A 20,859-nucleotide genomic window follows, 5' to 3' on the forward strand; every position below is an offset into this window, starting at 1 on the left:
TGTCCGTACGCACACTCCCCGACCGGTGGGACACCGACCCACCGCGACCCCAGCCCCAGGAAAGGAACCATCGCATGGCAGTCCAGAAGGTGAACGGTGTAGCGCTCAAGTCGCTCCAGGGCGAACTCACCAAGAGCTTCGACGACGTCAAGGGCCAGCTCCACAAGCTCCAGGCGACGATCGACAGCCTCGAAGGCCACTGGGCGGGCATCGGCGCCGGGGCGTTCAACGCCAAGCAGACCCAGATCAACAACAACATGGTCGGCATCGGCAACCTGCTGCTCAACTTCCAGGAAGCCATCGAGGCGGCCCGCACCATCGCCGGCAACACCGACGACGAGGTCGAGGCGGCCCTGCGCGGTGTGGACGTGGTCGACGGCTACTCGGGCGACCCCGGCGCCGAGAAGGCGACGTCCAACCTCAACCACTACTGACAGCTGATCCGACCGAGTGAACCAGTAAGCAGAGAGGCAGGACTTCCATGGCGCAGAACGACGGCACGATGATCGTCACGTACACGCGGCTCGACGACGCCGCCCGTGACATCAAGACCCAGGCCGACCGGCTCGACCAGAGCCTGAAGGCCATCCAGGCGAAGATCCGTTCGGTGTCCGACCTCTGGGAGGGCGAGGCCCGCGAGGCGTACAACGGCGCCCAGGCCAAGTGGGACAAGGACGCCATGGCCATTCACACGGCGCTCCTCCAGATCTCGCGGGCCGTGCAGGAAGCGGCTCCGGCGTACAAGGCCGGGGACCAGAAGGCCGCCTCGAACTTCCACTGAGCCCGGAGAGCGGGACCGGGGGAGACGAAGCGGGGCGAGGCGGGGTGGGCACGCGCGGGAGGCGCCCACCCCGCATCCCGGCTCACGAGCCGGACGCCTCCGGCGCGGGAACCCGCTCCGGCAGCCGCGCCTCGCCCGCGCACGTCAACTCGTCCGCGAGCCGCCGCGACACGGAGTTGAGGACCGCCATCCTGTCCTTGCTCGTCGTGTCCCCCTCGATCTGGGCGGGGGTGCTGAAGAGACCCGCGTTCACGTACGGTGTCTCGGCGGCGGTGCTGCCCGTCCCCCGGGTGGGGCACCGGAAGTACAGCGAGGTGGAGTTCTCTTCCTTGGTGTAGGCCAAGACACCCACGGGGTAGTACGTGAGGTCCCGGGCGCCGTTCTCCACCGCGCTCCGGCCGGGGAAGCGGCTCGCCGCCTTGAAGTCCAGCTCGACCAGCGGCTGACCGCTCTTGTCACCGGCTTTGTACACCGTGCACCTGCTCCGCAGGGCGGTGTTGTCGTGGAGGTGCTTCGCCGCGCGCGCGACGGAGAACGCGTTCGGCTGCCCCGCGTCGGTCGTGCCGGTGAGTTCGGTGAACCGGTCGGTGCCGCCCAGGCGCTTCAACGCCTCGGCCCCCGTCGCGTCCAGGGCCCCGTCACAGACCCGCTCCGCCGTGACGCCCGGGGGAGCCTGATCGCCGTCGGAGCGGTCGGATCCGTCGGAGCAGCCGGCCACTCCGAGCAGAACGGCGGCCGTCCCCACCGCGGCCCAGTGCGGCAGGCTTGGAGACGGTACGGTCCGGTGGGGGCCGGCGGCCCTGAGATGACGCACGTCCATCAGTCCTTGTATGGCGGACGCCCGCGAAGGTCGTCCTCGTCGGAGCCGGTCGAGAGATACGTGGTCTTCAGGTTCCGCACCACGTCGTCCGAATCGGCCTGACCGCTGTACTTGGCGGAGTCGTTGAAGTACTGCTCGTAACTGGCCCCGAGGTTGTCGGCGCCCGCGCGGTAGAACTGCTGGCTCGTGAGCTGGGCCTTCGCCGTGGAGTCGGACTCGGCCTTGTCGACGGCCTTGTCGGTCTCCTGCCCGATGAAGGTGTTCAGGGCCTCCCCGGCGATGTCGGCGGCGATGGGGGCGACGACGATCCCGACGGCCGTCGTTCCCGGCAGGGGAATCGCGGCGATCCCGCCGCCGACGATGGCTCCCACCGCGAACTTCCCCCAGTCGGCGGACCGGCCCAGCGACTTGTTCGCCTCTTCCGCCTCGCCCGCGAAGTCGGTCTCGGCCTGCTGGACGCGCGAGTGGTCCAGGATGCCGCGCGCCTCGGCCTCCATGAACAGGGCGTCCTTGCCGTGCTCGTAACTCGCCTGGTCCGTCGGTGGGTTGGCGTCCAGCAGGCTCAGTGTGTAGATGTGCTGGCCCGCGGTCACCATGCCGTGGGACGTCTCGTTCTGCCCGAGGACGCTGAGGAAATTGATGGCGCCCTCGTTCCCGAAGTCCGCGCGCCCCGCGTACCTGGCGGGGAAGTCGCCGGCGTCCTTCGCGTGGTCGCCCACGCCGGACAGGCCGTAGTCGATGTCGTCGATGTACGCGGAGCCCATCTTGCCCAGGCTGTCGGCCAGTTCGGGCTGGTCGTGCAGCATCTTCGGGCCGTCCTCGCCCCCGTACAGATACGCGACCTGCTCCATGACCCCGGCCGTCTCCGCCGTGCGGTGGTCCAGGTTGCCGGGGGTCAGGGGGTCCTTGCCGGAGGCCGCGGGGGCGTCGTAGGCGTAGCCCGTGGTCGCCGCCTCCAGCGCGTGGCCCAGCGAGTCCCGCCCCGCGACGACCTTGTCGTTCCCGTCGAACGTGGCGTCCGGCAGCCAGATCCGGTCCTTCGTCAGGTACTTGAGGTGGTCGTTCACCTCGGAGTCCTTGTCGACGGTGGGGCCCGCCCCGTCGGGCTGGGCGAAGAACTGCGTCGAGGCGTCCGGGTTGTGGCCGAGCGCCTCCAGGAACCCGTTCATCGGGTCGCGGCCACGGTCGTCCTTGCCCCAGTAGTTCAGGTCCGCGTGGTTCCAGTTGTTGACCCAGGGGCTCAGGTCCTTGACGTTGTGTTCCTTGTCGAAGGCGACGAGCTTGTCGCCGTAGTCGTTGAGGAACTGGTCGTCGTAGTCGCCGAAGCGCATCAGGTTGCTCATGACGGCGAAGCCGCGCGGATCGCTGGCGTCGTCGATCCCGAGCGGGTCGGGCCCGAGCTTCACCATCTGCCGCTCCCACTCCTGCATGGAGTCGCTGTCGGAGAGAGTGGCGGTTCCCAGGGTGATGCCGAGGTTCTTCTGGAACTGTTTGGCCAGTTCGCCGCGCTTCGGATCGTACGAGGCCTGGTACGGGTCGGCGATCCCGGCGTAGAACTCCAGCGTCCTCCTCGGGCCGACGTCGGTGGCGAACTTCTCCGCGAAGAGCGGGTCGTTCTTGTACGTGGCCAACGTGCTGTTGAGCTGGTTCAGCTCGGTGTTGGTCACGTCGTGGGGGTTCTTCTTGAAGATCTTGGCCAGGTCGTCGGCGGCCTTGATGGCGGCCGCCGCCGAGTCGCGGTCCGCGTACGAGGCGTCGGAGAAGCCGTACTTGGCCTGGTCCACGATCAGCCGGAGCGCCTGGGCCGCCGTGGTGTCGCTCTCGGTGGCCTTGCCGAGGATGCGCTGGACCTCGTCCCGCAGGGCGTCGACGTCCTGCTGTCCGTGCTCGGGCACGGTGGTGCCCTTCGCGGCCCGGTCCGGGTGGATGTTCATCGTCACGGTGAAGGAGCCGTTGCCGGTGTCCAGCACGGTGAGGTTCTTCTTCAGGCCGCGTTCGACGGCGAGGTTCAACTCGTCGCGGTAGCCGACCAGTTCACCGCGTGTGTCGGCGAGGATCTTGGCGATGGTGTCGGCCTGCGTGTGCGCGTCCCCGAACTCGCCGGCAGTCTTGTCGATGAACGTGCGGGAGACCTGCGCGTTGACCCCGGCCCAATTCGCCTTGTCGGCCTTGGTCTTGAGGTTGTCCTGGGCGTCCTTGCGCAGGTCCGCCAGCTTCGTGACCATCTGCTGCCAGTCGGTGATGGCCGCGTCGAGGGCGGAGAAGTTCCCGAAGCGCAGTGCGTCGAGGTCCATCAGGCGCCCTTCCTCTCGTCGAAGCCCTTGTCCAGGTCCGAGATGCTGCTGAGGGTGCCGGCGATGTACACCTCGTCGCCCGCGTGGGCCGCCTTGGTGTAGTCGAGGTGGTTGGAGATGTGCGCGCAGGCGTCCAGCAGCGTACGGACCTGGTCGACCCACCGCTCGGCCACGTGGTCCAGGGCCCCGCCGAGCGCGAAGCCCTCACTCTTGAGGCCGCCCGCGGCCGTCATCGAGGAGACACGTGCGTGGTCGGCGAACCGGTCGAGATCGCCGAACAGCCGGTACGCCGCGTCACCGATCGCCGCGAGATCCTTCTGGTCGACCTTCAGGTCGCCCTCCGGATTTCCGCCGCCCCCGGGCTCGACCGGGAGCTGGTTGAGCCGCATCCGGGTCGACTGCTCCTGGGCCGTGTCGGCCTTGATCTGTTCCCACTCGTCCCAAGCCATGAAGGCTCTCCCTCTCTTGCGTACCGCTTCCCCGTCGGCCCACCGGGCCGCTCCCGCACGTCCACGCCCCGGTCACGCCAAGGACTCCTCCGCCACCAGACCCGTCTGCACCAGGGGATTCCCCCGCCGCCGGGAGACGAAGACACCACGGCCCGCCGGCATCGGCCGGGGCCGTACACCAGCCAGCACATCACCCTCGTTCGGATCGCCGGACAGCAGGACACCCTGGGCGCCCAGCTCCTGCATCCGCTGCATGAACGGTTCGTACGCGGCCCGGCTCGCGCCCGCCGTGTTGCGCGCGATGATGAACCGCACCCCCACGTCCCGCGCGAAGGGCAGCAGCTCGGCCAGCTTGGCCAGCGGATTGCCGCTCGACGTGGAGACCAGGTCGTAGTCGTCCACGACCACGTACACCGTCGGACCCCGCCACCAGCTGCGCTCGCGCAGCTCCTCCGCCGTGACGTCGGGCGACGGCGTACGGCGCTGCATCAGATTCACCAGCGCGTCGACGTGGTGCTCCATGTTGTTGGACATCGGCACGTACTCCGCCAGGTGGCTCGGCGGAGTGACCCCCAGCAGCCCCCGCCGGTTGTCGATCACGAAGAGCTTGCAGGAGTCGCCGTCGTACCGCTCGCCCAGCTGCTTGATCAGCAGCCGCAGCAGGTTGGACTTGCCGGACTCGCTCTCCCCGAACACCAGGAAGAACGGGTCGCGTTCGAAGTTGACGAAGACCGGCTCCAGGTTGTTCTCGTCGATGGCGAAGGCGATCCCGCTGTCCGGCCGCTCCGCGCCCCCGGGCAGCTCCGCCGCCGGAAGCTCGCGCGGCAGCAGCCGTACGGCAGGCGCCCCCGGCGCCGTCCAGTGCCGGGTGACCTCCTGGGCCATGGCGGCCGTGGCCTCCGACAGGTCGCTGTCCGAGTTGATGCCGTCGATCCTCGGCACCGCGGCCATGAAGTGCAGCTTCTCCGGTGTCAGACCACGTCCCGGCACCCCGGCCGGCACGTTGACGGCCGACTTGCGGTCCAGCTCCGAGTCCATCGTGTCGCCGAGCCGCAGCTCCAGCCGGTTCATCAGGTGGTCCTTGAGGTTGGCGCGTACCTCCATCGTGCGGGACGCGGTCAGGACGACGTGGATGCCGTACCCGAGGCCCCGCGCCGCCATCTCCAGGACCGCCTGCTCCAGACCCTCGTAGTCGGAACGGAAGTTGCCCCAGCCGTCGATCACCAGGAACACGTCCCCCCACGGCTGCTCCGCCGGCGAGATGTCACCCCGCGCCCGCATCCGCCGGAACGTCCCGATCGAGTCGATCCCGGCGGCCCGGAAGTACTCCTCGCGGCGCGTCAGGATGCCGTACACCTCGGCGACCGTACGCCGCACCCGCTCGGGATCGAGCCGTGAGGCGACCCCGCCGACGTGCGGCAGACGGGCCACCGACGACAGGCCGCCCCCGCCGAAGTCCAGCCCGTAGAACTGCACTTCCTGCGGTGTGTGCGTCAGCGCGAACGCCGAGATCAAGGTCCGCAGCAGGGTGGACTTGCCGGACTGCGGGCCGCCCACGATCTGCATGTGGCCCGCCGCCCCCGAGAAGTCCCGGTAGAGCGTGTCACGCCGCTGCTCGAACGGCTTGTCGACCACACCGAGCGGTACGACGAGCCGCCCCGCCCCCTCGTACCCGGGCCGGGTGAGCCCCCGGCCCGGCACGTCCGCGAGCCCGGGGAGCACCTCGTCCAGCGACGGCGGATTGTCCAGCGGCGGCAGCCACACCTGGTGCGCCTCCGCGCCGCGCCCCTCCAACCGCCGCACGATCACATCGAGTACGGAGTCGGCGAGCGCGTCGTCCTCCGCCGCCCGCGCCTCCGGCACGACCGGACCCGGGGCCGGTTCCACGTACCGCACCGGTACGGGCGCCGCCGTGAACGGCACCGGCCCGCGGTCCACCGGCAGCGGCCCGCCGGGCACCGCGTCCCGCTGCGCGCCGGTGCGGTACACCCCGGAGACGTACGCGGCCTTGAAACGCACCATTTCGTCCGTACCGAACTTCAGATACCCCGAGCCCGGCACGTTGGGCAGCTGGTAGGCGTCCGGCACACCCAGCGCCGCCCGCGACTCGGCGGCGGAGAAGGTCCGCAGGCCGACGCGGTACGAGAGGTACGTCTCCAGACCGCGCAGCCGGCCCTCCTCCAACCGCTGCGAGGCCAGCAGCAGATGGACGCCCAGCGACCGTCCGATGCGGCCGATCTGCACGAACATCTCGATGAAGTCCGGCATGGCGGTGAGGAGTTCGCTGAACTCGTCGATCACCAGGACGAGCGACGGGATCGGCTGGAGCGGCGCGCCCGCGGCCCGCGCCTTCTCGTAGTCGTGGATGTTGGCGTAGTTCCCCGCGTCGCGCAGCATCTCCTGGCGCCGGTTCAGCTCACCGCGGATGGAGTCACCCATGCGGTCCACCAGCGTCAGGTCGTCCGCCAGGTTGGTGATCACCGCGGCCACGTGCGGCATCTGCGACATGCCCGCGAAGGTGGCGCCGCCCTTGAAGTCCGCCAGGACGAAGTTGAGGGTCTCCGAGGAGTGGGTGACGGCGAGGCCCAGCACGAGCGTACGGAGCAGCTCGGACTTGCCGGAACCGGTCGCGCCGACACACAGGCCGTGCGGGCCCATGCCCTCCTGCGCGGCCTCCTTGAGGTCCAGCATCACCGGGCTGCCGTCCTCGCCGACGCCGATCGGCACCCGCAGCCGCTCCGCCTGGGAGCGGGGCCGCCAGGTCCGGGTGACGTCGACGGACGCCGCGTCGCCCAGGTTCAGCAGATCCGTGAAGTCCAGGTTGGCCAGCAGCGGTTCGTCGTCGTCGCCGCCCGAGGCCACCCGCAGCGGCGCGAGCTGCCTGGCCAGCGCCTCGGCGGCCGCCACACTGAGCAGGTCGGGCTCCCCGTCGTACACCAGGCCGTTCCCTACCTCCAGTTGGAGCGCGTCCGGGCGTACGACGACGGAGAGGCTGCCACGCGCCCCGGTGACGTCGCCGGGCACGACCTCGATCACCGTCACCCCCTGGAGCCCCTCGGCCGCCGCGAGCGCGGAGGTGGGCGGTACGGTCCTGCCGTCCAGGACGACCACCACGTGCGGCTGGTCCAGCAGGGGCTGGCCGCCGGGCTGGAAACGGGGGCGGCCTTCGAGATGCCCGGCCAGGAGCGTCTCCAGCTCCCAGGGATCCGTGGTGATGAGACGGCGACTGCCCGCGCCGTCCGTGGTGACGGCGGACTGGACGTGCGGCAGCCACTTCGCCCACTCCCACGCGGCGGCCTCCTCGCGCCCGGTGGCGAACGCGATCACCAGGTCGTCGGGGGAGTGGAGGGAGGCGAGCGAGGCGACCATCGCGCGGGCGGTGGAGCGCACCGACCCGGCCTCGCCGCCGACCGTCACGTGGTAAAAGGCGCGCAGCGAGACGGCCATCGGCAGACCGTCCAACGTGCCGTGCGCCGTGAGGAACTGCCGCATGGCGCCGGCGGTCAGCGGCTCCAGTTCGTCGACCGGCGCGGTCTCGGGGGCGATCAGGGGCGTGGCCAGCTCCTGGCTGCCCAGACCGATCCGTACCTGCCCGAAGTCGTGGTCACCGACCCGCCGTTCCCACACCCGGCTGCCCTCGGCGACCAGCGCCCACAACTGCTCGGGGGACGGGTGGAGGTAGTACTGCGCGTCACGCTGGAGCCGCGCCGTCCGCAGCACCGCACGCCTCGTCTGCGTCAGGTACTTGAGGTAGTCGCGCCGCATGTCGGCGAGTTGTCCCTGGGTGCCGCGCCGGTAGCGCACCAGCATCGCGATCGCCATGGCCACCGTCGACGCGATCATCACCATGCCCATGATCCGCATGATCGGATTCGGGGTCATGAAGAAGAAGACGACGGAGCCGCCCATCCCCAGCATCGGGAGCAGCTGCATCAGCGCGCCCTCCTGCTGCCCGCGCGGCAGTTCGGGCGGAGGCTGCAACTGCACCTGTTCGCCGGGCACCTCGGACGGCAGGACCCGCGGTGGGCGCTTGACGACGATCTGACTCACAGCTCACCCATTCCCTCGCCGGACGGAATGTTTCTGTCGGCGCCCCCGTGGCGACTGGTTCCATCCGCGGCAGGGATCCTACTTGCGCCCGGGCCCAGGGGTTGGCGGTAGTGTGACCCGACGCGTTCACACCCCTCTCCAACTCGTGAACTACCGCAAGAAGAGGGGCATTCGGGGCGCATCCACGAGGCCCCCCGGGACCGGTGTCTCCACACCGCACACCACATCTCCACGGCGGGCACGACCAGAACCACGAGGGGAAGCAGCAGGTGAGTATGACGGCCCCAGCGGCGGCCACCGGAACCGGCCGACCGAGCCCCCCGGCCCCGTCCGGCGGCGGAACCGGCTTCTGCCGGGTCACGGTCGTCGCCCCCGACAGCCGCGTCGACGTGGCACTGCCCGAGGACATCGCGGTCGCGGACCTCTACCCGGAGATCCTCCGGCTCTCGGGCCAGAGCCCCGCCGAGGGCGCCCCGGTCGGCTACCACCTGGTGCGCCGCGACGGCACCGTACTGGACAGCGCCCTGTCCCTGGCCGCCCAGCGCATCCTCGACGGCGAGCTGCTGTCCCTGCGCCCCTTCGCCGAGTCCCTGCCGCCCGCCGTCTTCGACGACGTGTCCGACGCCGTCGCCTCCGCCGTCGCCCGCGACCGCGCCCTGTGGACCGACCGGCTGATGCGCGCCGCCGGACTCCTCGGCGGCTCGGTCCTCCTCGTCCTCCTCGGCTTCGTCCTCTGGACGGCAGACCCCCGGCACGACATGCACGGCCTGCCCGGCATCCTCGCCGGCGTCACCGGTGTCCTGCTGCTCGCCCTGTCCGCCGTACGGGCGCGGGTGTACGACGACCGCGCCTCCTCCGTCGCCCTCGGCATCGGCTCCCTCGCGAACATGGCGGTCGGCGGATCAGGACTGCTGCCCCTCGACGCGGGAGAGGGCATCGGCCGGCTCCAGTTCCTGCTCGCCTGCGCCGCCGTCCTGGTCGCCTCCGTGATCCTGGTGATCGTCTCCCCGGGCGGCGACGGCCCCTTCGTCGCCTTCGTCCTCGCCGCCGCCACCGGCCTGCTGCTCACCTTCGTCGCGATCACCCGCCACCTGGAGCCGGCCGAGACCGCCGCGCTCTGCGCCCCGCTCGCCGTCGGCGCCCTCGCCTTCCTGCCCGGCCTCTCCACCCGCTTCGCCCGGCTGCCCATCGGCTTCGAACCGCCCCGTACCAGCGTCGGCGGTTACGGCACCGACCCCGAGCCCCAGGCCACCGTCGACGCCCGGCGGATCGCCGCCCAGGCCCGGCGCGGCCACGAACTGCTCGTCGGCCTGGTCGGGGGCTGCGCGCTGGTGGCCGTCGCCGCCGCCGCGGTGCTCGGCTTCTCCGACGACGTGTGGGCACAGCTCCTCGCCCTCGCCACCGGCGTCGCCATGCTCATGCGCGCCCACCTCTTCCGTTACACCGCCCAGGTCGGCTGCGCCCTCGCGGCGGGCCTCGGCGCGCTGGTCCTCCTCGTGCTCGGCCTGTGCCTCAACCCGCCCGCCGGCCTGATGCGCGAGGCCCTCGCCGGTGACGGCCGGGCCCTGGACATCCGTACGGTCTGGCTCACCACCGCGGTCGCCGCCGTCGCCGCGCTGATCACGGCCATCGGCCTGATCGTGCCGCGCAAGGGCGTCACCCCCTTCTGGGGCCGCTTCCTGGAGATCGCGGAGTCCTGCGTGCTGCTGACGCTCGTACCGCTCTGCCTCGCCGTCTTCGACGTCTACCACTCGATCCGGGCCATGACGTCCTGACCGCGTTGACGCGGGTACGGGACAGAGGCCGCCCGTACCCGGGTGAGAAGCGCGTGAACCGGCTGGTACTCTGGGCGACGGCCGTCTGTGTACGTGACCCCGGCGCCCCGACAGATCCCCACGGATCCGAAGGCTCCCCGGTCGGCACACAGCGGATCCCCAGCCTCCCGAGTTACGGAAGCTCCCCAGAGTATTCGACCTGGGGCACTCGATGGCCACGAAGACCCACGAGGAGTACGCGTGCCGCTCGACGCCGCTACAAAGAAGACGATCATGACCGAGTTCGGCCAGAAGGAAGGCGACACCGGCTCCCCCGAGGTCCAGGTCGCCATGCTGTCGCGCCGGATCTCGGACCTGACCGAGCACCTCAAGGTGCACAAGCACGACCACCACTCCCGCCGTGGCCTGCTGATCCTGGTCGGCCAGCGCCGGCGCCTCCTTCAGTACCTGGCCAAGAAGGACATCCAGCGCTTCCGTGTGCTGGTGGAGCGCCTGGGCATCCGGCGCGGTGCCGCCGGCGGTGCCAAGTAATCCCGACGCCGTGACAGGGAGCGGTTCCCCCATCCCGGGGACCGCTCCCTTCGCCGTATGACGACCCGCACCACGTAATCTGGTGCGGGAGCACCACCGAAGAGCAACCGAAGAGCACAACTGAAGAGGAGAAGCGAACTCCGCCGCCGCCGGTCCTCGGTAGTGGCGCCCGGAAAGACGCGCGGCCCATGCCGCGGCCCCGGGTGCTTCGATCGAAGACCGGCCCGCACCAAGGAGCGCTTCTCCGCCACGTCCCCTGCCACACGGGCACCGGACGAAGACGAGGAGAGAACACTAGTGGAGAACGAGACCCACTACGCCGAAGCCGTGATCGACAACGGAACCTTCGGCACCCGCACCATCCGCTTCGAGACGGGCCGGCTGGCCCGTCAGGCCGCCGGCTCCGCCGTGGCCTATCTGGACGACGACACCATGGTGCTGTCGGCCACGACCGCCTCCAAGAAGCCCAAGGACCAGCTCGACTTCTTCCCCCTCACGGTGGACGTCGAGGAGCGCCAGTACGCGGCCGGCAAGATCCCCGGCTCGTTCTTCCGCCGCGAGGGCCGGCCGTCCGAGGACGCGATCCTCACCTGCCGCCTCATCGACCGCCCGCTGCGCCCGTCCTTCAAGAAGGGCCTGCGCAACGAGATCCAGGTCGTCGAGACGATCATGGCGCTCAACCCCGACCACCTGTACGACGTGGTCGCGATCAACGCCGCCTCCTGCTCCACGATCCTCGCGGGCCTGCCGTTCTCCGGCCCGGTCGGCGGCACCCGTGTCGCCCTGATCAAGGGCCAGTGGGTCGCCTTCCCGACGCACACCGAGCTCGAGGACGCCGTCTTCGACATGGTCGTCGCGGGCCGCGTCCTGGAGGACGGCGACGTCGCGATCATGATGGTCGAGGCCGAGGCCACGCCCAAGACGATCCAGCTCGTCAAGGACGGCGCCGAGGCTCCCACCGAGGAGATCGTCGCCGCGGGCCTCGAAGCCGCGAAGCCCTTCATCCGCTCGCTCTGCAAGGCGCAGTCGGACCTCGCCGCCAAGGCCGCCAAGCCCACCGGCGAGTTCCCGATCTTCCTCGACTACGAGGACGACGTCCTGGAGGCGCTCACCTCCGCCGTCCGCGGCGAGCTGGCCAAGGCGCTCACCATCGCCGGCAAGCAGGAGCGCGAGTCCGAGCTGGACCGCGTCAAGGGCCTCGCCGGCGAGAAGCTGCTCCCGCAGTTCGAGGGCCGCGAGAAGGAGATCTCCGCCGCGTACCGCTCGCTCACCAAGACCCTGGTCCGTGAGCGTGTCATCAAGGACAAGGTCCGCATCGACGGCCGCGGCGTCACGGACATCCGTACGCTCGCCGCCGAGGTCGAGGCCATCCCGCGCGTGCACGGTTCCGCGCTGTTCGAGCGGGGCGAGACCCAGATCCTGGGCGTCACCACCCTCAACATGCTCCGCATGGAGCAGCAGCTGGACACCCTCTCCCCGGTGACCCGCAAGCGCTACATGCACAACTACAACTTCCCGCCGTACTCCACCGGTGAGACCGGCCGCGTCGGTTCGCCGAAGCGCCGCGAGATCGGTCACGGCGCCCTGGCCGAGCGCGCGCTCGTGCCGGTGCTGCCGACGCGCGAGGAGTTCCCGTACGCGATCCGCCAGGTCTCCGAGGCGCTGAGCTCCAACGGCTCGACGTCCATGGGCTCGGTCTGCGCCTCCACCATGTCCCTGCTGAACGCCGGTGTGCCCCTCAAGGCCCCCGTCGCCGGTATCGCCATGGGCCTGATCTCGCAGGAGATCGACGGCGAGACCCACTACGTCACCCTCACCGACATCCTCGGTGCGGAGGACGCCTTCGGCGACATGGACTTCAAGGTCGCCGGTACGAAGACGTTCGTCACCGCGCTCCAGCTCGACACCAAGCTCGACGGCATCCCCGCCTCGGTCCTGGCCGCCGCGCTGAAGCAGGCCCGCGACGCCCGCCTCCACATCCTCGATGTGATGAACGAGGCCATCGACGTCCCGGACGAGATGTCCCCCAACGCCCCCCGGATCATCACCGTCAAGATCCCGGTGGACAAGATCGGTGAGGTCATCGGCCCCAAGGGCAAGATGATCAACCAGATCCAGGAGGACACCGGCGCCGACATCACGATCGAGGACGACGGCACCATCTACATCGGTGCCGCCGACGGCCCCGCCGCCGAGGCCGCCCGCGCCACGATCAACCAGATCGCCAACCCGACGATGCCGGAGGTCGGCGAGCGCTACCTGGGTACGGTCGTCAAGACCACCACCTTCGGTGCCTTCGTCTCCCTGCTCCCCGGCAAGGACGGACTGCTGCACATCTCGCAGATCCGCAAGCTCGCCGGCGGCAAGCGCGTGGAGAACGTCGAGGACGTCCTCGGGGTGGGCCAGAAGGTCCAGGTCGAGATCGCCGAGATCGACCAGCGCGGCAAGCTCTCCCTCATCCCCGTGATGGAGGACGAGGAGTCCGCCGACGGTACGGCCACCGAAGACGCGAAGGACGAAGCGACCTCGTGACAACCGGCTCCAGGGCAACGGCCCGCACCTCCTCGGAGGCGCGGGCCGTTGCCCGTACCCAAACCCTCCTCAAGGGCGAGAACGGCATCGGGACGGTCCGCCGTACGACCCTGCCCGGCGGCCTGCGCATCGTCACCGAATCCCTGCCGTCGGTGCGCTCCGCCACCTTCGGCATCTGGGTCCAGGTCGGCTCCCGGGACGAGACGCCCACGCTCAACGGCGCCACGCACTACCTGGAACACCTCCTCTTCAAGGGCACGAACCGGCGCAGCGCCCTCGACATCTCCTCCGCCATCGACGCGGTCGGCGGTGAGATGAACGCCTTCACGGCGAAGGAGTACACCTGCTACTACGCGCGTGTCCTCGACACCGACCTGCCGCTCGCCATCGACGTCGTCTGCGACATGCTCACCGGCTCCCTCATCGAGGCCGCCGACGTCGAGGCCGAACGGGGCGTCATCCTCGAAGAGATCGCCATGACCGAGGACGACCCCGGTGACGTGGTGCACGACCTGTTCGCGCAGACCATGCTCGGCGACACCCCCCTCGGCCGCCCGGTCCTCGGCACCGTCGAGACCGTCAAGGCCCTGGACCGCGACCGCATCGCCCGCTTCTACAAGAAGCACTACGACCCCACGCACCTGGTCGTCGCCGCCGCGGGCAACGTCGACCACGCCACGGTCGTACGCCAGGTCCGCAAGGCGTTCGACAGGGCAGGCGCCCTGTCCCGTACGGACGCGGTCCCCCTCGCCCCCCGCGAAGGCACCCGCGCCCTGCGCACCGCGGGTCGGGTCGACGTCCTGAACCGCAAGACGGAACAGGCCCACGTCGTCCTCGGCATGCCGGGACTCGCCCGTACCGACGAGCGGCGCTGGGCCCTCGGGGTCCTCAACACCGCCCTCGGCGGCGGCATGAGCTCCCGGCTCTTCCAGGAGGTACGGGAGAAGCGCGGCCTCGCCTACAGCGTCTACTCGTACACCTCGGGCTTCGCCGACTGCGGACTCTTCGGCGTGTACGCGGGCTGCCGCCCCAACCAGGTCCACGACGTCCTCAAGATCTGCCGGGACGAACTGGACAAGGCCGCCTCCGAAGGCATCAGCGACGACGAGATCGGGCGCGCGGTGGGCCAGCTCTCCGGCTCCACCGTCCTCGGCCTGGAGGACACCGGCGCGCTGATGAACCGTATCGGCAAGAGCGAACTGTGCTGGGGCACCCAGATGTCCGTGGACGACATGCTGGCGCGGATCGCGGCCGTCACCCCGGACGAGGTGCGCGCGGTCGCCCGCGATGTACTGGGACACCGCCCCTCGCTGTCCGTCATCGGACCGCTCAAGGACAAACAGGTGGCACGTCTCGACGAAGCGGTCTCCTGACCGCGGTAAGGAAAGCAGAGCGATGAGCAAGCTGCGCGTGGCCGTCCTCGGAGCCAAGGGCCGTATCGGCTCCGAGGCCGCACGGGCCGTCGAGGCCGCGGAGGACCTGGAACTGGTCGCCGCCCTCGACCAGCACGACACGCTGGAGACCCTCACGGCGAGCCGGACCCAGGTCGCGGTCGACCTGACCCACCCCGACTCCGTGATGGGCAACCTCGACTTCTGCGTGGGCCACGGCATCCACGCCGTCGTCGGCACCACGGGATGGAACGACGAGCGCCTCGGGCGGCTGACCTCCTGGCTGGAGGCCTCGCCCAAGACCGGGGTGCTCGTCGCGCCGAACTTCTCCATCGGGGCCGTCCTCACGATGAAGTTCTCCCAGTCGGCGGCCCGTTACTTCGAGTCCGTCGAGGTCATCGAGCTGCACCACCCGAACAAGGCCGACGCCCCCTCCGGTACGGCGGGCCGCACCGCCCAGCTGATCGCCGCGGCCCGCGAGGAGGCGCAGCTGCCTCCCCAGCCCGACGCGACGGTCACCGGACTGAAGGGCGCGCGGGGGGCGGACGTCGACGGCGTGCGCGTGCACTCCGTACGCCTCCGGGGGCTCCTCGCCCACCAGGAAGTGATCTTCGGCGGCGAGGGCGAGACGCTCACCGTCCGCCACGACTCCCTGCACCACAGCAGCTTCATGCCGGGCATCCTGCTCGGCGTGCGCCGCGTGGTGTCCACCCCGGGCCTCACCTACGGCCTGGAACACTTCCTCGACCTGAGCTGACGAGACCGCACCCATGCGCGCGAAGATCACCTACTGCGTCACGGCCGCCGTCCTGGTCGTCTACTTCGTCCTGGTCGGCAGCCGCGGTGTGCTGCTCATCGAACAAGGCACCGCGCTCACCGTCGCCTTCGGGATCGCGGTGCTGATCCTGCCGGTCATCGGCCTGTGGTTCCTCTGGAAGAACACCCAGTTCGTCAGTCGCGCCAACCGCCTCGCCGAGGAACTCGACGCCGAAGGCGGCCTGCCGGTGGACGAGTTGACCCGTACGGAGAGCGGTCGCATCGACCGCGACTCCGCCGACGCCGTCTTCGCCCGGCGCCGCGCGGAGACGGAGGACTCGCCGGGCGACTGGCGCTGCTGGTTCCGGCTCGCGGTCGCCTACCACGACGCCCGCGACACGCCCCGGGCCCGCAAGGCGATGCAGCGCGCCATCGCCCTCCACGACCACAAGCCCGTACGCGTCTGAGCGGCGCGGAACAGCCCGTACACACCTGAGCGGGGCCCGGCCGGGTGGCCGGGCCCCGCTCAGGGTCGGTGGGGTCGCGCGCGGAGCCGTCAGGGACGGCGGTACTCGTCCCCCCAGGCCTCGACCGTGTCGGCGGCCCGGTCGAACGCCTCCGTACGCGACAGGAAGTCCGCGTTGTGGTCCGTCAGCAGCGGCAGCGGCGTTCCCTGCCGCAGGACGAGGGAGAGCGCCTGGCCCTGCACGGTGCGCGGCAGGCCGAGCCACCGTACGGGCTGCTGGACGGTACGGACCTCGGTGACCTGGTCCCAGGCCACGGTCCGCGTCCTGAGCAGCAGGACACGGCGGACGCCGTGCCGGCTCACCCAGGCGCCCACCCGCAGCAGCCGCAGGGCGACCGCGATGCCCAGGCCGGCGAGGGCGAGACAGACATAGGCGCCCGAGGCGCTGCCCGCGGCCGCGGTGACCGTCCCCGCGAGCAGGACGAACGAGGCCAGCAGCAGGAGCAGCGCCGCCGCCGCCACCCGCCAGGGGCCGGGGCGGTACGGACGCCGCCATTGATCGTGATCGTCGAACGGCAACGCGACATCGTCGGTGGTCGCGTCAAAAGCCCGGTCGGCCGTCAGGAAAGGCAGGGGCACGACTGATCCTCACTCACAAGCACGCTCGATTGCTGTGCCCGGTGAGGCTACCGACCAGGTCCCCGACCGGACCACCCGAGGGGGGCCGGGCGGGTCATCGGGGCCCGGACGGCTGCGGACCGTCGCCGTGAGGTGCGTATGAGTAGCCGTCTGATCCCTTGCCGGCGCGGGCAGTCCGGCGAACGGCGGTCCGAACAGCGGGGGCCGCCGCGCTGTCGCGGAGGGCGCTGCCAGTGCCGCGCCGTAGAGTGGGCGCCGCCCGAGCGACGTAACTGGAAGGACCCCGCCGGTGAGCGACACCCCCGCAGAGACCAAGCCGAGCTTCCGCAGTGACGTCACCGTCGAGTTGGTGAAGCACACCGCCGGCGACTCCGACGTGCTGTGGGCCGCACGCGTCTCCACCGCAGGTGAGCAGTCCCTGGAGGAGCTCTCGAAGGACCCCGAGCGCTCGAAGGGGCTCATCAACTACCTGATGCGGGACCGCCACGGCAGCCCCTTCGAGCACAACTCCATGACGTTCTTCGTCAGCGCCCCGATCTTCGTCTTCCGCGAGTTCATGCGCCACCGGGTCGGCTGGTCGTACAACGAGGAATCGGGCAGGTACCGGGAGCTCCAGCCGGTCTTCTACGTCCCCGGCGCGGACCGCAAGCTCGTGCAGGAGGGCCGCCCCGGGAAGTACGTGTTCGTGGACGGCACCCAGGAGCAGCAGGACCTGACCGGCCGCGTGATGGAGGCCTCGTACCTCCGGGCCTACGAGGCGTACCAGGAGATGCTCGCGGCCGGCGTCGCGCGCGAGGTGGCGCGGGCGGTGCTGCCGGTCGGCCTGTTCTCGTCGATGTACGCGACGTGCAACGCGCGCTCGCTGATGCACTTCCTCGGCCTGCGCACCCAGCACGAACAGGCGAGGACCCCGTCCTTCCCGCAGCGGGAGATCGAGATGGTGGGGGAGCGGATGGAGGCGCACTGGGCGGCGCTCATGCCCCTGACCCACGCGGCTTTCAACGCCAATGGCCGAGTCGCCCCCTAGAACGATCCTGCGGCTCGGAGCCCGTTCCGTGGCCCGTCCGGGGCACAGATGTACGGTCGGCGGGGTGAAGTGTCCGTATTGCGGGGTTTCGAGAAGTTCATCTAGGCTGATCAAACGGACCCGGCACTGCTTGAACCCCCGAGCAGGCAGTGCCGGGCTCCTCTTGTCCCGTCCCCCAAGGGGACACGGCGAGCTGAGCAGCGAGTAGCGTGTTACCCATGGCTCCGATCTCCACTCCGCAGACCCCCTTCGGGCGGGTCCTCACCGCGATGGTCACGCCCTTCACGGCGGACGGCGCGCTCGACCTCGACGGCGCCCAGCGGCTCGCCGCCCACCTGGTCGACGCAGGCAACGACGGCCTGGTCCTCAACGGGACCACCGGCGAGTCGCCGACCACCAGCGACGCGGAGAAAGACCAGCTCGTACGGGCCGTCCTGGACGCGGTCGGCGACCGCGCCCACATCATCGCGGGCATCGGCACGAACGACACCCGCCACAGCGTGGAACTGTCCCGCGCCGCCGAGCGCGCCGGCGCGCACGGCCTCCTCGCCGTGACCCCGTACTACAGCAAGCCGCCGCAGGAAGGCCTCCACCGGCACTTCACCGCGATCGCCGACTCCACCGGCCTGCCGGTCATGCTCTACGACATCCCGGGCCGCAGCGGCGTCCCCATCGACACCGAGACGATTGTCCGTCTCGCCCAGCACCCGCGTATCGTCGCCAACAAGGACGCCAAGGGCGACCTCGGCCGCGCCAGCTGGGCCATCGCCCGGTCCGGCCTCGCCTGGTACTCCGGCGACGACATGCTGAACCTGCCCCTCCTCGCCGTCGGCGCGATCGGCTTCGTCTCCGTCGTCGGCCATGTCGCCACCCCCGAGCTGCGCGAGCTGCTCGACGCCCACCTCACGGGCGACGTCCAGAAGGCCACCGAGATCCACCAGAAGCTGCTCCCGGTCTTCACGGGCATGTTCCGCACCCAGGGCGTCATCACCACCAAGGCCGCGCTCGCCCTGCTGGGCCTGCCGGCCGGACCGCTGCGCCTGCCGCTCGTCGAGCTGTCGGCCCCCGAAACGGACCAGCTCAAGATCGATCTGGCGGCCGGCGGGGTACAGCTCTGACAACGGACTCCACCGCGGACTCCACCACGTACTTCACAACTGAATAAGCGCGACAGCACGACAAGCACAGAGCACGACAGCACCACACCGAGAAATCGGTCCACACAGACAACAGCAAGTGCACAAATGTCATGCGCGCCACGTGCCTCAGCGGCACGTGGCGTGTGTGGTGAGGAGAGTCTTTTGAGTCATCCGCATCCCGAACTCGGCGCACCGCCGAAGCTTCCCAAGAACGGCCTTCGCGTCACCCCGCTCGGCGGGCTCGGCGAGATCGGCCGCAACATGACGGTCTTCGAGTACAACGGCCGACTGCTCATCGTCGACTGCGGCGTCCTCTTCCCGGAGGAGGAGCAGCCCGGCATCGACCTGATCCTGCCGGACTTCACCACCATCCGGGACCGCCTCGACGACATCGACGGGATCGTGCTCACGCACGGTCACGAGGACCACATCGGGGGTGTGCCCTTCCTGCTCAGGCTGAAGGCCGACATCCCCCTGATCGGCTCCAAGCTGACCCTCGCTCTCATCGAGGCGAAGCTCCAGGAGCACCGCATCCGCCCGTACACCCTTGAGGTCACCGAGGGCCACCGCGAGCGCATCGGTCCCTTCGACTGCGAATTCGTCGCGGTGAACCACTCCATCCCGGACGCGCTGGCCGTGGCCATCCGCACCCCCGCGGGCATGGTGGTCCACACCGGCGACTTCAAGATGGACCAGCTCCCGCTGGACCGCAGGCTCACCGACCTGCCGACCTTCGCCAAGCTCGGCGAGGAAGGCATCGACCTGCTGCTGGCGGACTCCACGAACGCCGAGGTCCCGGGATTCGTCCCGCCCGAGCGGGACATCTCCAACGTCCTGCGCCAGGTGTTCAGCAGTGCCCAGAAGCGGATCATCGTGGCGAGCTTCGCGAGCCACGTCCACCGCATCCAGCAGATCCTCGACGCCGCCCACGAACACGGCCGCAGGGTCGCCTTCGTCGGCCGCTCGATGGTCAGGAACATGGGCATCGCCCGTGACCTGGGCTATCTGCGGGTACCGGCCGGCCTGGTCGTCGACGTGAAGACGCTGGACGACCTCCCGGGCGAGCAGATCGTGCTCGTCTGCACGGGCTCGCAGGGCGAGCCGATGGCCGCGCTGTCCCGCATGGCCAACCGGGACCACCAGATCCGGATCGTCGGCGGCGACACGGTGATCCTCGCGTCGTCCCTGATCCCGGGCAACGAGAACGCGGTCTACCGCGTGATCAACGGCCTGACCAGGTGGGGCGCGAACGTCATCCACAAGGGCAACGCCAAGGTCCACGTCTCCGGACACGCCTCGGCGGGCGAGCTGCTGTACTTCTACAACATCTGCAAGCCGAAGAACCTGATGCCGGTCCACGGCGAATGGCGCCACCTGCGCGCCAACGCCGAGCTGGGCGCGATGACGGGGGTCCCCAAGGACCACATCGTCATCGCGGAGGACGGCGTGGTCGTGGACCTCGTGGACGGCAAGGCCAGGATCGTCGGCAAGGTCCAGGCGGGTTACGTGTACGTCGACGGCCTCTCGGTCGGCGACGTCACGGAGAGCTCCCTCAAGGACCGCCGCATCCTCGGCGAGGAGGGGATCATCTCGGTGTACGTGGTGGTCGACTCCACGACCGGCAAGGTCGTCGGCGGTCCCCACTTCCACGCCCGCGGCTCCGGCATCGAGGACGCGGCGTTCGGCGCCGTCCTGGCGAAGGTCGAGGAGGCCATCGCCAAGTCCGCGGCCGACGGGGTCGCGGAACCGCACCAGCTCCAGCAGCTCGTGCGCCGGGTGGTCGGCAAGTGGGTCTCCGACACCTACCGCCGGCGCCCGATGATCCTGCCCGTGGTCGTCGAGGTCTGACGGTCCGTAGGACGCTCAACCCCGGAGCGGGGGGCCCGATTTGCATCGGCGCCCCCCGCTCCAGTACGTTTACGTCTCCACCTGAACGGGAACCCGGGTTAATCATGTGCCTGGAACGCTCCCCGACAGGAGGGGGAATCGGCCTCAGATAACTCTGATAAAGTCGGTTCAGCCGAAAGGCAAAGAAACAAAGGCCAATCCAAAGGCCACCGGAATTCAAGCGGCAAGAACAGCCAAATGGATCTGGTAAGGTTGGAAACACGAAATACCGAAGGGAAGCGCCCGGAGGGCCCCGGAGACGGGACCGAAGGAAGCGTCCGTTCCTTGAGAACTCAACAGCGTGCCAAAAGTCAACGCCAGA

General features: G+C 69.8%; 16 protein-coding genes. 11 read left to right on the plus strand and 5 right to left on the minus strand.

Features of this window, described 5'->3' with window-relative positions:
* Positions 1-74: 74 nt before the first annotated feature.
* A complete protein-coding gene (locus ACIO1C_RS28785; protein ID WP_327234202.1) occupies positions 75-434 on the plus strand; it encodes a WXG100 family type VII secretion target in 360 nt (119 codons plus the stop codon).
* Between the two features lie 47 nt (positions 435-481).
* Positions 482-781, plus strand: a complete 300-nt coding sequence (locus ACIO1C_RS28790; protein WP_167026233.1) for a WXG100 family type VII secretion target — start codon at positions 482-484, stop codon at positions 779-781.
* An 82-nt stretch (positions 782-863) separates the two neighbouring features.
* Here the strand turns inward: ACIO1C_RS28790 and ACIO1C_RS28795 are convergent, their stop codons facing one another.
* The 4 genes from ACIO1C_RS28795 to eccCa all read right to left on the minus strand — a co-directional run bounded on the left by ACIO1C_RS28795 (position 864) and on the right by eccCa (position 8,394).
* A complete protein-coding gene (locus ACIO1C_RS28795) occupies positions 864-1,595 on the minus strand; it encodes a hypothetical protein (RefSeq protein ID WP_401868657.1) in 732 nt (243 codons plus the stop codon).
* Between the two features lie 5 nt (positions 1,596-1,600).
* Positions 1,601-3,895 carry a hypothetical protein gene (locus tag ACIO1C_RS28800; protein ID WP_401868660.1) on the minus strand — a complete coding sequence of 765 codons (2,295 nt, stop codon included), beginning with the start codon at positions 3,893-3,895 and terminating at the stop codon, positions 1,601-1,603.
* The gene (locus ACIO1C_RS28805; protein ID WP_401868662.1) at positions 3,895-4,344 is read right to left on the minus strand and encodes a hypothetical protein; all 450 of its coding nucleotides are present in this window, start codon (positions 4,342-4,344) and stop codon (positions 3,895-3,897) included. The genes ACIO1C_RS28800 and ACIO1C_RS28805 overlap by 1 nt, the downstream gene beginning before the upstream one ends.
* 72 nt (positions 4,345-4,416) lie before the next feature.
* Positions 4,417-8,394 (minus strand): type VII secretion protein EccCa, encoded by a 3,978-nt coding sequence (eccCa, locus tag ACIO1C_RS28810; RefSeq protein ID WP_401868665.1) that lies wholly within the window; start codon positions 8,392-8,394, stop codon positions 4,417-4,419.
* Between the two features lie 275 nt (positions 8,395-8,669).
* On the opposite strand from eccCa, the gene eccD reads away from it, so the two are divergent.
* From eccD to ACIO1C_RS28840, 6 genes are all read left to right on the plus strand, one after another.
* Entirely contained in the window at positions 8,670-10,169 is a 1,500-nt protein-coding gene (gene eccD, locus ACIO1C_RS28815) for a type VII secretion integral membrane protein EccD (RefSeq protein WP_401868668.1), read from the plus strand.
* Between the two features lie 240 nt (positions 10,170-10,409).
* Complete coding sequence (rpsO, locus tag ACIO1C_RS28820) at positions 10,410-10,700, plus strand: 30S ribosomal protein S15 (protein ID WP_161312975.1); 291 nt, start codon at positions 10,410-10,412, stop codon at positions 10,698-10,700.
* Between the two features lie 297 nt (positions 10,701-10,997).
* Entirely contained in the window at positions 10,998-13,232 is a 2,235-nt protein-coding gene (locus ACIO1C_RS28825; RefSeq protein WP_401868670.1) for a polyribonucleotide nucleotidyltransferase, read from the plus strand.
* Positions 13,229-14,605 (plus strand): M16 family metallopeptidase, encoded by a 1,377-nt coding sequence (locus ACIO1C_RS28830; RefSeq protein ID WP_401868672.1) that lies wholly within the window; start codon positions 13,229-13,231, stop codon positions 14,603-14,605. Before ACIO1C_RS28825 ends, ACIO1C_RS28830 begins: the two co-directional genes overlap by 4 nt.
* A 22-nt stretch (positions 14,606-14,627) precedes the next feature.
* Entirely contained in the window at positions 14,628-15,380 is a 753-nt protein-coding gene (gene dapB / locus ACIO1C_RS28835; protein WP_401868674.1) for a 4-hydroxy-tetrahydrodipicolinate reductase, read from the plus strand.
* Between the two features lie 13 nt (positions 15,381-15,393).
* On the plus strand, positions 15,394-15,846 hold the full coding sequence (locus ACIO1C_RS28840; RefSeq protein ID WP_401868677.1) for a hypothetical protein: 453 nt from the start codon (positions 15,394-15,396) through the stop codon (positions 15,844-15,846).
* A gap of 89 nt (positions 15,847-15,935) precedes the next feature.
* On the opposite strand, the gene ACIO1C_RS28845 is transcribed toward ACIO1C_RS28840, so the two are convergent.
* Positions 15,936-16,484: a PH domain-containing protein gene (locus ACIO1C_RS28845; protein WP_401868679.1), complete on the minus strand. Its 549-nt coding sequence runs from the start codon at positions 16,482-16,484 to the stop codon at positions 15,936-15,938.
* Between the two features lie 289 nt (positions 16,485-16,773).
* Between ACIO1C_RS28845 and thyX the strand changes: the two genes are divergently transcribed.
* The 3 genes from thyX (at position 16,774) to ACIO1C_RS28860 (ending at position 20,498) form a co-directional block, all read left to right on the plus strand.
* Positions 16,774-17,511 (plus strand): FAD-dependent thymidylate synthase, encoded by a 738-nt coding sequence (gene thyX, locus ACIO1C_RS28850; protein WP_401868681.1) that lies wholly within the window; start codon positions 16,774-16,776, stop codon positions 17,509-17,511.
* Between the two features lie 218 nt (positions 17,512-17,729).
* Positions 17,730-18,629 carry a 4-hydroxy-tetrahydrodipicolinate synthase gene (gene dapA, locus ACIO1C_RS28855; RefSeq protein WP_401868684.1) on the plus strand — a complete coding sequence of 300 codons (900 nt, stop codon included), beginning with the start codon at positions 17,730-17,732 and terminating at the stop codon, positions 18,627-18,629.
* Between the two features lie 183 nt (positions 18,630-18,812).
* Positions 18,813-20,498, plus strand: coding sequence for a ribonuclease J (locus ACIO1C_RS28860; protein ID WP_401868686.1), 1,686 nt, complete (start codon positions 18,813-18,815; stop codon positions 20,496-20,498).
* The last annotated feature ends 361 nt before the right edge of the window (positions 20,499-20,859 follow it).

This window comes from Streptomyces sp. NPDC087420, from assembly GCF_044744165.1.
Lineage (GTDB): Bacteria > Actinomycetota > Actinomycetes > Streptomycetales > Streptomycetaceae > Streptomyces.